At 31.9% G+C, this 13,601-nt stretch carries 12 protein-coding genes; 10 read left to right on the top strand and 2 right to left on the bottom strand.

The features are described from left to right. Positions 1-5 precede the first annotated feature (5 nt). The 9 genes from T1L09_RS00715 (at position 6) to T1L09_RS00675 (ending at position 9,345) form a co-directional block, all read left to right on the top strand. Positions 6-641 carry a low molecular weight phosphatase family protein gene (locus T1L09_RS00715; RefSeq protein WP_271425001.1) on the top strand — a complete coding sequence of 212 codons (636 nt, stop codon included), beginning with the start codon at positions 6-8 and terminating at the stop codon, positions 639-641. Between the two features lie 38 nt (positions 642-679). Then, a complete protein-coding gene (locus T1L09_RS00710; RefSeq protein WP_299397646.1) occupies positions 680-1,096 on the top strand; it encodes an OsmC family protein in 417 nt (138 codons plus the stop codon). A 12-nt stretch (positions 1,097-1,108) separates the two neighbouring features. Continuing rightward, complete coding sequence (gene arsB, locus T1L09_RS00705) at positions 1,109-2,149, top strand: ACR3 family arsenite efflux transporter (RefSeq protein ID WP_299397647.1); 1,041 nt, start codon at positions 1,109-1,111, stop codon at positions 2,147-2,149. Between the two features lie 380 nt (positions 2,150-2,529). Beyond that, on the top strand, positions 2,530-2,892 hold the full coding sequence (locus T1L09_RS00700) for a DUF2200 domain-containing protein (protein ID WP_322549019.1): 363 nt from the start codon (positions 2,530-2,532) through the stop codon (positions 2,890-2,892). Positions 2,893-3,409: 517 nt separating this feature from the next. Then, a complete protein-coding gene (locus T1L09_RS00695) occupies positions 3,410-3,820 on the top strand; it encodes a Fur family transcriptional regulator (protein ID WP_322549018.1) in 411 nt (136 codons plus the stop codon). 67 nt (positions 3,821-3,887) lie between these two features. After that, positions 3,888-6,071, top strand: coding sequence for a TonB-dependent receptor (locus tag T1L09_RS00690; RefSeq protein ID WP_322549017.1), 2,184 nt, complete (start codon positions 3,888-3,890; stop codon positions 6,069-6,071). A 1-nt stretch (position 6,072) separates the two neighbouring features. After that, a complete protein-coding gene (locus T1L09_RS00685) occupies positions 6,073-6,867 on the top strand; it encodes a cation efflux transmembrane domain-containing protein (protein ID WP_322549035.1) in 795 nt (264 codons plus the stop codon). A 162-nt stretch (positions 6,868-7,029) separates the two neighbouring features. Next, positions 7,030-7,401, top strand: coding sequence for a hypothetical protein (locus T1L09_RS00680; protein WP_322549016.1), 372 nt, complete (start codon positions 7,030-7,032; stop codon positions 7,399-7,401). Between the two features lie 1,308 nt (positions 7,402-8,709). Further along, entirely contained in the window at positions 8,710-9,345 is a 636-nt protein-coding gene (locus tag T1L09_RS00675; protein WP_322549015.1) for a hypothetical protein, read from the top strand. Between the two features lie 582 nt (positions 9,346-9,927). On the opposite strand, the gene T1L09_RS00670 is transcribed toward T1L09_RS00675, so the two are convergent. Together T1L09_RS00670 and T1L09_RS00665 are read right to left on the bottom strand one after the other, a co-directional pair. Further along, entirely contained in the window at positions 9,928-10,128 is a 201-nt protein-coding gene (locus T1L09_RS00670) for a helix-turn-helix transcriptional regulator (RefSeq protein WP_322549014.1), read from the bottom strand. Further along, entirely contained in the window at positions 10,118-10,594 is a 477-nt protein-coding gene (locus tag T1L09_RS00665; protein WP_322549013.1) for a hypothetical protein, read from the bottom strand. Before T1L09_RS00665 ends, T1L09_RS00670 begins: the two co-directional genes overlap by 11 nt. A gap of 1,837 nt (positions 10,595-12,431) precedes the next feature. On the opposite strand from T1L09_RS00665, the gene T1L09_RS00660 reads away from it, so the two are divergent. Continuing rightward, the gene (locus T1L09_RS00660; RefSeq protein WP_322549012.1) at positions 12,432-12,953 is read left to right on the top strand and encodes a hypothetical protein; all 522 of its coding nucleotides are present in this window, start codon (positions 12,432-12,434) and stop codon (positions 12,951-12,953) included. Positions 12,954-13,601 lie beyond the last annotated feature (648 nt).

The following is a 13,601-nucleotide window of genomic DNA, read 5'->3' as shown; positions in this document are numbered from 1 at the left end:
GGAAAATGTCAATAACAAAACCAACAATGTTTTCAGAAATTGAACAAGTAATTAAGGGATTAAATCCTCAAACAATTTCAGTTGAACGTAAAGCAATTTTACAGTCGCTAACGGATTTTGTTCAGTCTAAAGTTTCAAATCATCGAGAAATTAGAATCAACTTTATCTGTACTCACAATTCACGAAGAAGTCATTTATCACAGGTTTGGGCACAAACTTTAGCGCATTATTTTAATGTCAAGAATGTATTTTGTTATTCAGCTGGTACAGAGAGCACAGCACTTTTTCCAATGGTTGCAGAAACTTTACGAAATTCGGGTTTTCAAATTAAAACTATTTCAAAAAGCGAAAATCCTGTTTACAGCATTAAATATACGTACAACCAGCATCCAATAATCGGATTTTCAAAAAGATTGGATGACGATTTTAACCCGAAATCTGAATTTGTTGCAATTATGACTTGCGATTCAGCAAACGAAGCCTGTCCATTTGTTAGCGGAGCAGAAAAACGGATTCCCATAACTTTTGAAGACCCAAAAGCATTTGACAATACACCACAACAGGCAGAAAAGTATAATGAAAGAAGTCTGCAAATTGCAACAGAACTGTTTTACGTTTTCTCTCAAATAAAAACCTCCTAAATGTTTTCAAAACCTTTTAATTCAAAATAGAACTAATTATGGAATACCAAATTAAAGGATTAGCCATTTCAAATAAAGACGCTGCTATTCAAATAAAGCAAAGCGATATAGTTTTCGGAACAACATCAAAGTCTGCTGAAATTTTACCTAATCCTGCCGAGTTGTTTTTAGGAGCTTTTGCTTCGTGTATGTTGAAAAATGTCGAGCGTTTTTCTTCGATGATGAAGTTCACTTATTTGAAAGCCACAGTAGATGTGTCAGCTATACGAACGGAAAAACCATTGAAAATGGATCATATAGCTTATAAACTAATTATTTACAGTTCTGATGAAAGTTTAAATATTCCATTGCTAAAAAAGAATATTGAAAAATTTGGCACAATATACAATACGGTAAAGTTATCGTGCAATATAGACGGAGCCATTGAACAGGAAAAAGACTTATTAAATAATTAGAAAAAAGAGGTTATGAAAAAAATGAGTTTTCTCAATAATTATTTAACGCTATGGATATTTCTTGCTATGCTCTTGGGCGTAGCAATTGGGTTTTTCTATCCTTCCTTTCCAAGCATTATTGATTCAATGAGTAGAGGCACTACAAACATTCCCATAGCAATAGGATTAATTTTAATGATGTATCCACCTTTGGCTAAAGTGAACTATGCTCTTTTGCCAAAAGTTTTTAGAAACACTAAAATTCTTTCCATCTCACTTTTTCTAAACTGGATAATTGCTCCCGTTTTAATGTTTGTTTTGGCAATTACTTTTTTACGTGATTATCCAGAATATATGGTAGGTGTTATTTTAATCGGATTAGCTCGCTGTATCGCAATGGTTTTAGTTTGGAACGACCTTGCTGAAGGAGATAGCGAATATGGAGCTGGTTTGGTCGCTTTAAATAGTATTTTCCAAGTTTTTGCCTATAGTTTCTATGCTTGGATTTTTATAACGGTTCTTCCACCGTATTTTGGATTTGAAGGAGCTATTGTCGATATCTCAATTGCTACTGTTGCAGAAAGTGTAGCAATCTATTTGGGTCTACCCTTTTTAATGGGAATTTTAAGTAGAGTGATTTTGGTAAGGTTAAAAGGAGAAAAGTGGTATACAGAAAAGTTTATTCCTGCCATTTCACCAATAACGCTAATTGCGTTATTATTTACCATTGTCATTATGTTCTCGCTCAAAGGAGAATTAATAGTTGAAATTCCAATGGACGTTTTAATTATTGCAGTTCCTTTAATTTTGTATTTTAGTTTAATGTTCATCATCAGTTTTTTCTTTACTAAAGCAATGGGAGCTTCCTATAAGGAAAATGCAGCCGTCTCATTTACAGCGGCAGGAAATAACTTTGAATTAGCGATTGCTGTTGCTATAGCAGTATTTGGACTAAATTCCGGACAGGCTTTTGCGGGTGTAGTTGGGCCATTAGTTGAAGTTCCAGTTCTTATCTTTTTGGTTCGAGTTTCATTTTGGTTAAAGAAAAAATATTATGACAAAGTCAGTATTTGATGACGTATTAAAGAAAGAAAGCCAGTGGGTAACATTGTATAAGCGTAATGCGGGATTTATAGCTAAATTGAACATTTCGTCAAGTAATAAAAATTTATATAAAATGAAAGTATCATCTTCGAAAGCCCGCACTACGCTTATACTTGACCGTTACCAGCAATGTTAGACGACCGCTCAATCACGACAGTTTGTAAAGTCATCGGTGGACTGTCCACTATTCGACTTCAAGTTGACTTTGACATAAATTTCAAAGATTGTGCTTTATTCAACTTTGTGCCGGTGGACAGTCCTTCGCTGACTTTTAGAAAAAAATTATCACAGACAGACAATCACCTAACACGACTGACAACGATTTCAAAGACAACATTAAAACATACGATATGAAAACAACTCACGAACACAATGAGCGAATTGCAAAAATGACATTTGCATCTGTGTATCCGCACTACATCACTAAGGTTGAGAGCAAAGGCAGAACAATAGAAGAATTACATCAAGTAATAGAATGGCTGACAGGTTTTGATACTAAAAAATTACAAGAACTCATTGATGAGAAAGTAACTTTTGAAACATTTTTTAAGAGGGCAAAATTGAATCCCAATGCACAACTAATAACAGGAGTAATTTGCGGCTACCGTATAGAAGAAATTGAAAATCCATTGACAAAACAAGCAAGGTATTTAGACAAGTTGGTGGACGAATTGGCGAAAGGCAAAAAGATGGAAAAGATTTTAAGACAGTAATTAAAATTAGAATTATGGCAAAAACAAAGACAACTTACACAGGGCAAGACGTAATAGATTTTGTAAACTCATACGTTGACAACGAGCAGAAAAAAGCGGACAGTTTTCGACTGATTGAGCTTATGAAAGAGTGGTCTGACTCTGAACCTAAAATGTGGGGACCAGCTCTCCGAAGTCTCATGACTTCGAACCCTAACTATTTTTCATAACTGCATCTATTCCCTAGATTGCAAATTAATATCCAACTTACTTATCCCTTCAAATCCTACAATCGTTCCAAATAAAAATTTAACCAAAACAAATCATTATAATCAGAATTAAAAAAAGTTGTATATATTTGATGATATTTACTAGTTGTGCATAATGCGAAAATCGTGCTAAAATTGAACATTTGAACTAAAAAAGCCACCGCACAAACAGCACATTTATTTTTTCCAAACGCCTAAAAAAGCCAACGCTTCAAAAAATAAAAGAGCTGTTTTTCGCCAACGCTCGAAAAAAATGATACATTAGGAAAATGCAAACCGAAGAAGAAATCCTAAAAATAAAGAAAGTAAAAAACACCGCAGTCAGAACTGTGGTTTTAAGACATCTTTTGAGCCAAGAAAAAGCACAATCGTTGAAAGATATTGAAAACGCATTGGCATATACGGACAGAAGTTCGATTTTCAGAACGCTGAAAACATTTGAGGAAAACAAAGTCATCCACAGCATTGAAGATGGTTCTGGAATGACCAAATATGCGGTTTGTGCCAAAGGCTGTAACTGCGACCCAAAGGATTTGCACTATCATTTTTATTGCACAAACTGCGATAAAACATTCTGCCTTTTTGATATTCCTATTCCCAAAATTCAACTTCCCGAAAACTTCAAGTTACAACAAGCAAATATGGTCGTAAAAGGTCTATGCGAAAACTGTAACAAGTAATCTTTGCAATCGAGTTGCAGTAAATCCTAAATACATTTGCATTATTCTTTTAAATCAGAATAAGCAGATGAAAAACATATTTTTAAACACATTATTTCTATTCGTATCAATTATAACGTTCGCACAGACGAGCGATATTTCCATTTCTGTTAGCGATGCAGAAACCAACGAACCATTATTGGGTGCTACGGTCTATTTTGAAGAATTAGAAAAAGGAGCAGTAACAGATTTTGACGGAATTGCCACATTTACAGAAATCCCAAATGGAAACCACATTATAAAAATTTCATACGTAGGTTTCAAAACCATAGAAACAACTATTGAAGTTGGTACAAAAAAAGTTTTTTCATTCAAACTCGAATCGGGAGGAAATGAATTGGATGAAGTCGTTATTCAATCTTCAAGAAGTACACGAACGGTTAGAAAAATTCCCACGAGAATTGAATTTATTGGAGCGGAAGAATTAAGCGAAAAAGCAGTAATGAATCCGACCAATATTTCAATGGTGCTTCGAGAAAGTACAGGAATACAAATGCAACAAACCTCGTTAAGTAGTGGTAACACCAACATTAGAATTCAAGGACTCGATGGACGATACACACAACTTTTGAGAGATGGATTTCCTTTGTATGGTGGGTTTTCCAGCGGTTTGAGTATTTTACAAATTCCACCTTTAGACTTGCAACAATTTGAAATAATTAAAGGAAGTTCATCAACACTATATGGTGGTGGAGCTATTGCAGGTTTGATAAATATGGTTTCAAAAACACCTGACGAAGAACCTGCATTGGATATTATGTTAACCCAAACACAAGCTTTGGGAAGTACAGCGAATGTATTTTACAGTAAACGGAACGAGAAAGTTGGGATTTCTCTATACGGCTCTGGTCATTACCAAAAAGTGTACGACCCAGAAGATGATGGTTTTAGTAATTTGCCACAAACTACTTCTATTTCATTCAACCCCAAGTTTTTTTATTATCCATCCGAGGAAACAACATTTTGGATTGGACTAAATGGAACGTATGACGACAGAATTGGTGGCGACATAACAAAAATTGAAAGTGGCGAAAATGGAATTCATCAATATACAGAAGAAAATATTTCTAAAAGGTTGAGCAGTCAAGCGGCTTATGAAACAAAGATAGATTCCGTGAGTTCATTGAACATCAAAAATAGCATCTCATTTTTCGATAGAAAATTGTCGATTCCCGATTTCAGTTTTGACGGTAAACAAACCAATACATTTACGGAAATTAACTATCAAAAGGCATCTAAAAAAACCGATTGGATTTTGGGTGCAAATTTGTACACATCAAATTTCGATGAAAATGATAATTCACAATTACAACGTGACCAAACAGATGTTACCTATGGAGCATTTGTAAACAACATTTACGATATTTCAGATAATTGGATTTTAGAAACTGGATTGCGAGCCGATTACAATACTGATTTTGGCTTTTTTCCACTTCCAAAAGTTTCATTACTTTATAAAAACGACAGCGGATTTTCAAGCAGAATTGGTGGCGGATTAGGTTACAAAATACCAGATATTTTTACCGAAGAGGCTGAATTTATAAACTTTGAAAATGTTCTCGCCATAGATAAATCAGCACTTAAAGCAGAACGGTCTTATGGTGTTAATTTTGATGTCAACTACCAAACGAGGTTATTTGAAACTGTAGGTTTTTCTATTAATCAGCTTTTTTATGTAACAGCAATTAACAACGGTTTGCTATTAAATAGTACAAATAACGGTTTGTTTACATTTGAAAATGCAACCGATGAAATTTTGAGTAAAGGATTAGAAACCAACATAAAGTTTACTTATAAAGATTTTAGATGGTTTTTAAATTACGCTCTTATAGACACTAAATTGAACTATTTGGCTGGAAATCCTCAAAAGCCTTTAACCGCAAAACACAATGCAGGAAGTGTGTTGATGTACGAATCTGAAAAATGGCGAATAGGTTACGAAACTTTCTACACGGGAAAACAGTTTTTGTCTAATGGCACAGAAACCACAGATTTTGTTACGATGGGTTTTGTGGCAATGCGTAATTTTAAATGGGGAACAATTTTTACGAATTTTGAAAACTTTACGGACAGAAGACAAAGCAGGTTTTCACCTTTGGTTTTGCCACCACACGACAATCCAGTATTTCCCGAAATTTATGCACCAACAGACGGATTTATTTTTAGCGTAGGAGTAATTATTAAACCTTTTGGAAACAAAGATGACGACTAAAATCAACAAAACGGTATTTCAAATCAGTAAGATGGACTGTCCTTCCGAGGAAAATCTAATCCGAATGAAACTGGACGAAATTCAAAGTATTGCGAATTTGGACTTTGATATTCCGAATCGAAAATTGACCGTTTTTCACAGCGGAGAAATTGACCAAATCGAAAAGTCAGTTATCGATTTGAATTTAGGCGGAAAGAAAATCTCAACGGAACAAACCGACCAAACAGAATTTAAAGAAAATGCAAACCAGAAAAAGCTACTTTGGTCTGTACTTGTCATAAATTTTGTCTTTTTCATTATCGAAATGACAACAGGAATTATCTCAAAATCAATGGGACTTGTTGCCGATAGTTTGGATATGCTTGCCGACAGTTTCGTATACGGAATTAGCTTGTTTGCGGTTGGCGGAACGTTGATTAAGAAAAAGCGGATTGCAAAACTTGCTGGATATTTTCAAATAACACTTGCGATTATTGGATTTGTGGAAGTTTTAAGAAGATTTTTTGGAAACGAGAAACTTCCCGATTTTTCGACAATGATTATCGTTTCGATTTTTGCACTTATTGCAAACGGAATTTGTCTTTACATTTTGCAAAAGTCAAAAAGCAAAGAAGAGGCTCATATGAAAGCGAGTATGATTTTCACATCAAATGACGTGATTATCAATTTAGGAGTAATAATTGCTGGAATTTTGGTAAATTGGTTGAGTTCGAGCAAACCTGATTTGATTATCGGAACAATCGTTTTTGTTTTGGTAATTCAAGGAGCATTTAGAATATTGAAATTAAGTAAGTGAATAAAAAAGCACTACTTACAACAATGTATAAAAATAATAGCGGTTTAATCGCTAAAACGAAAGTTAGAAAATATAAAAAAGGTCTGTGTTTAACTGAAAAGATATTGCGTAAAAATCCGCTACTATTCTTATACGAGACCGTTAAATCTAGTCTTTTAAATCATGAAAAAAATTCTAATCTTAATATTGCTACCTGCTTTATGTAGTGCACAAGTGATACTGGAAAATGTTACTAAAATGTGTTATTTAGACAAATCTATAAAAAAAGAGGAGTGCACGGATATTTTATCAGGAATGTCTATTTATATAGAAAATGATATACTATGCATTAAAAGCGAAATAGACTATAGTGAATATGAAATAGATTCCTATTACGAAGACGAACTCGGAAATAGAGTTGGTACTTTTGATATAATCATAGAAAATAAAATTAATACTGCCACTATATTTGAAGATAACATATATAAAGTTATTTTTATACATGATGATTATAATAATAAAGTTACTGAATTTTATTCAAGAAAAAAACTTTAATATTTTTCTTATGTCTCAGCTCATCGAAGTCTTATATTGTTACATTTAAACCAGTTCTAATACTCAAATCTTCTAACTTTTCAAGCAATAAAGAACACCACCTTTAATCATAACGATTCATTTTCAATTCAGTTTAAAACCGTTTTCAGTTGGCACTCCTTCCCGGCGCATAAAAGTATTTTGTATGCTCAATCACGTATAGAGTAAACAAACACAAATTGATAATGAGCAACAAAAACTTTTCCCCAAGCTATATTTACATAATTGCGCATTATGGTTCAGCACAAAAGGATAATTTTTTAGTTCGGTTTTTGTGCTGAAAGCCATAACAACAATTATGTAAAATAGCCGCACACCCAACGCGCAGCGAGTGGCTCAGCGGCAACCTTTTTAACAGCCCACTTCCGCGGGGTTATCACCCTACGCTTAATGAAGAGGGCTATTAAAAACACCACCACTTCGCCACTCCCAGAAACACAAATAGCTTTTCAGTTCAAAACCATCAAATAGGGGAGTGCTAAGAACTTTTACGGTAACTATGCTACATACTATGCGGATACATCGGATAGTAGTTGCATTGTTTTTTGTCAATGCCATCAGTTTTCAGCACACAACCACTGCAACCTCAACACTGCGACTGACCACTAGTTTAGGCATTCACAAAAATCAAAATTGCCAGCAAGCGTGTTCATTTTTTTTTTGCTACAACAATCTCATAAATTGTTTTTAAGCGGTCCAGCTGCTACAGCATTTTAAGAACCATTCAGGCATCAAATTACAAATCCACCATATAAGCAGCAGCCCACAATAAAAACAATCACAAAACCCAGATAAGCAAAAAAAACAAACACCCTTGCTCCGCTACTGCCTGCGCACTCGGATAGTAGTTGCATTGTTTTTTGTCAATGCCATCAGTTTTCAGCACAATACCACTGCAATCTTTCAACTGCGACTGACCACTAGTTCAGGCATTCACAAAAATCAAACCCAATAAAGCGTATCAAATTTCCCAGCCGGATAAAAAGCGTTCATATTGTTTTCTTGATTTTTTTATCCGTCCTATAAAAATTCGATACACTTTATTCACGCCTCCATTTCATAATTAGGTAAAATCTTCATTAATCATTTTCAAAATAACTGAATTGACGTAATCAAAATCAAACAAAAGACACCATTTTCATCATTATATATATTTGTACAACATATTTTTATATATTTGAACATGTAATGAGAATGATATATAGGCACCCACATTTGGGTCGCTTTGTATCATTTAATGATACATATTTATAAGTTAGCAGCCATATTATGACAACGAAATATCGAATAGAAATCAACAAAATTAAAGGTAAACTCAATATCAATATTGAGAACAATCCTTGGTACGTTGAAATTCTAATAAATATTTTTTTTGGAATTCCAATAATTATTATTTCATCAATATTTTGGGTTTTAGGAAATTGTTATTATTATATTTTTATCAAACCCTTTGAAAAACCAAGAACATTTGAAAGCATAAAATGGGAAATAATCGAAAGTAATAATGCTGTAAAAATCGAAAAATCGAACGCAATAAATAATTTTTTAAGAAGCGAAGAAATTGAATTCCTTCAAGAAGATCAAGCATATTTTATTAGAACAAATCCTGCCATAAACTATTTTGATAAAAAAATATTCACTGATTTTATTGCAAAATTTGACGACAAGGTTTTTTTGCAAAGAATTTACTTTGTCGAAAATAAAAATGAATTTCAAAGTGAAATAATATCAATAGATGCGAATAACAATATTGAATCAATTCAACAATTCGATTATTATTATTTAAACTATGAGATTTTAGAGAATACATTACTAATAAAAGGTTGTGATCAACTTGGAGGTAAATTTGAAATGAAAATAATAAATACGGCTGCTAACAGTGGTTTTGCGAAATTTGGGCTTTAAGGCTTAATTTAATGTTGGTTTTGTATTTGTAAACTTAGTCTTAAATTTATACTTTTGGGTAAACTAAGCCCCAAACTTCGCAAAGCCACGGGACGTTCAATACATTCAAAATCCACAAATTTCTATTTTTCATAGAAAGTATTTACATTGTTTTTTGTCAATGCCATCTTTTTTCAGCACACAACCACTGCAACCTCAACACTGCGACTGACCACTAGTTTAGGCATTCACAAAAATCAAACCCAATAAAGCGTATCAAATTTCCCAGCCGGATAAAAAGCGTTCATATTGTTTTCTTGATTTTTTTATCCGTCCTATAAAAATTCGATACACTTTATTCACGCCTCCATTTCATAATTAGGTAAAATCTTCATTAATCATTTTCAAAATAACTGAATTGACGTAATCAAAATCAAACAAAAGACACCATTTTCATCATTATATATATTTGTACAACATATTTTTATATATTTGAACATGTAATGAGAATGATATATAGGCACCCACATTTGGGTCGCTTTGTATCATTTAATGATACATATTTATAAGTTAGCCGTAATATTATCAAAAAAGGCGTTTAAATTAATCATTGTCTTCTAATTCAAATATTTCTTCTACATTTTTTCCAAAATATTTTGCAATTTTTAGTGCTAATACTGTAGAAGGTACATATTTATTCTTTTCCATTGCATTAATAGTTTGTCTTGTAACTGATATAATCTTAGCTAAATCTTCTTGTGTAATATTTTTTATAGCTCTTTGGACTTTAATATTATTTTTCATAATCCATATTTTTGTATTTAAACAATAAGTAATGAAAACGAATAATGAATAAAATCAAAGTCGTAAACATATTATATATCATTACACTCATAAAATCTATTCCGTAAATAAATATGAAAAGGAAAAGAAGTAATAAATGATTAATTAAAAAAGACCACTGAAAAGAAACTAGTCTTAATTTCGAAATAAATTCATCTTCAACTTTTTCTCTTGAAAATACTACAATTAAACCTCCGATTATGAATAAAATTCCGATTAAAGTATAAGTAAGATTTGTTTGAATTATTGTGAAATATTCAGTAGGTCTAAGCAGTTCACTCCCAATAATTGTAAATGTCGAAGAATTTAAGATAGCAATTTCATCTTTAATTATAAATACTACATAAATCCATAGAATAATACTAAAAAGTAATATTAACCAGCCAGCTGATTTGAATTTGTTCGGCAATAAAAGTCTTGTTTCCATAAATATAATATTTTGTTTGATCAAATGTAAAGAAAATATTTCATAATGTAAAATATTTTTTACTTTTTGTATTAAATTCTTTACTTAAAGAGAAAAATACTACGGCTAACATCGTATTGGCGAAATGGCGGGATAAGGGAGAAATTGAAAGTTTCTCCTTTTTTAGTCGCACCAGCCTTTTATATTTCCTTTTTTCATAAATTTAGAAAATAATAAAAGGCTGTTGCTTAGCTTAGTGCAAAATTGAAAGTTTTGGCTTTCTAATCCGCCACTATCGCCAATACGCGGCCCGTTCAATACGTTTAAAATTCACATTTATATTTTCATAGAAAGTATCTGCATTGTTTTTTGTCAATGCCATCTTTTTTCGGCACATAACCACTGCAACCTCATCACTACGCCTGCCCACTAGTTTAGGCATTCACAAAAATCAAAACCAATAAAGCGTATCAAATTTCCCAGCCGGATAAAAAGCGTTCATATTGTTTTCTTAGTTTTTTTATCCGTCCTACAAAAAATTGATACCCTTTAACCACATCCACATTTCATAAGGTCTTCATTAATCATTTTCAAAATAACTGAATTGACGTAATCAAAATCAAACAAAAGACACCATTTTCATCATTATATATATTTGTACAACATATTTTTATATATTTGAATATGTAATGAGAATGATATATAGGCACCCACATTTGGGTCGCTTTGTATCATTTAATGATACATATTTACAAGTTGTGTGCAATTGGAACGCACTAAATCTGATATATAGTCGAATTTTTTTGTGGAAAAACTAGAGTTTATAAACGGAAAATAGGTTTGTTTTTCGTCAAGCCTTGCAAAAGTAATTTGCTGAAAATTTATTTTCAAAGCGAAGTCGCTAAAAGGCTTGCCAAAGTTATAAGAAAAAAATGACTAAGTCAAATTTTATTTATTGTAATTGGTTTAACTCTAGTATTTAGCAAAAAATATCAACTGAGATTTAAAAAAACTGTACCTATCATTGCGGTCTGATAAGAACAATATTTTTAAATCATTTATCTAAATTTATTTCGACCAACTGTAAACTGATTTTTATTATCTTAGCAGAGAATAATAACAGCACACAACACGTGCTAAGCCCAATACTGCCCCAAAAGGCAGCACTGGGCCTAGCACGGGAACGTTCAATACATTCAAAATCCACAAATTTCTATTTTTCATAGAAAGTATTTACATTGTTTTTTGTCAATGCCATCTCTTTTCAGCACACGAGCACTGCAATCTGCTTCTGCCCACTAGTTTTGGCATTCACAAAAATCAAACCCCATAAAGCGTATCAAATTTCCCAGCCGGATAAAAAGCGTTCATATTGTTTTCTTAGTTTTTTTATCCGTCCTACAAAAATTTGATTCCCTTTAACCACGCCTCCATTTCATAATTAGGTAAAGTCTTAATTAATCATTTTCAAAATAACTGAATTGACGTAATCAAAATCAAACAAAAGACACCATTCTCATCATTATATATATTTGTACAACATATTTTTATATATTTGAACATGTAATGAGAATGATATATAGGCAACCATATTTGGGTCGCTTTGTATCGTTTAATGATACATATTTTTAAGTTGGCAGTAATTTTACACAAAAAAACCGAAAAACAAATAATTATGACATTTGAAATCATAAAAAGCTTATTAATTCCAATAATTATGATTGGCTTTGGAATATTCATAAAAAATACTGAAAATGTAAACTACCAAAATGTAAAAAAGTGGTGGAAAATTTTAGTTATTATTGGAATAATATCACTGATTCTGAAAATTGTTAATTTGTTCGTTTAAAATTAAATTATGAGTTTAATAACAATTTCAAAAAATAATAAAATTTTAGTTTCAGTAATTGCAACAATTCTAATTTTTATTGGATATTATTTAGCGGTTTACAAATCATTTAGTTATCAATCAAATAATGATACGATTGGAAATGTAATGATGTTAATTTCAATTAGCCTTTTCCCAATGCTTTGGTTGAACATTAATGAGAATTCAAAATGGAAAAAATATGTTTATGTTGTACCAATGGTAATTATAGGTATTATTATTATAATTGTAACGATTGCTAAAAAGAAGGAATATTTAGAAGAAGAAATAAATAAATATGGAAAAAATGCAGTTGGAAAAGTTATCGGTTTTGAAGTAGGAAAAGGTAGAAGTAAAAGACACTACGTTACTTTCAAATATGAGTTTGAAAACAAACAATTCATTCAAAGGTTTGAGAATTATTATGACGAATATGAACTTAACCAAAATTTGAACCTGAAAATATCAAAAAGAAATCCTGAAATGTTTAAAATAATAGAAAACGAAAAATAAAAACTACTGCCAACACACGTTTTGCGAGATTGCGAATTATGTGGTAAATTCACGTTTATCTTTCGCAAGAAATTTAGTAGTAACCGAAAATACTCGGTTACGAAGCTCGCAACCTCGCAAAGCGCGGGAACGTTCAATACGTTTAAAATCCACCTTCATATTTTCATAGAAAGTAGTTGCATTGTTTTTTGTCAATGCCATCAGTTTTCAGTACACAACACTGCAATCTGAACACTGCAATCTGACCACTAGTTCAGGCATTCACAAAAATCAAAACCAATAAAGCGTATCAAATTCCCCAGCCGGATAAAAAGCGTTCATATTGTTTTCTTGGTTTTTTTTTCCGACCTACAAAAATTTGATACCCTTTAACCACGCCTCCATTTCATAAGTAGGTAAAGTCTTCATTAATCATTTTCAAAATAACTGAATTGACGTAATCAAAATCAAACAAAAGACACCATTTTCATCATTATATATATTTGTACAACATATTTTTATATATTTGAATATGTAATGAGTGTAAATCGTCAGCAAAAAGTGGACTGATTTAGACAAAAACTAAGAGAGTGTTTTCAAAAATTATTAACTTTGAAATAGTATGAAAACATCTAATAAAAAAACAGCAGAGAATTTCATCAAGGAGAT

Source organism: Flavobacterium psychraquaticum (genome assembly GCF_034497725.1).
Taxonomy (GTDB): Bacteria; Bacteroidota; Bacteroidia; order Flavobacteriales; family Flavobacteriaceae; genus Flavobacterium; species Flavobacterium psychraquaticum.
The sequence above is the reverse complement of the archived record's forward strand: the minus strand, read 5'-3'. Positions and strand labels throughout refer to the sequence as shown.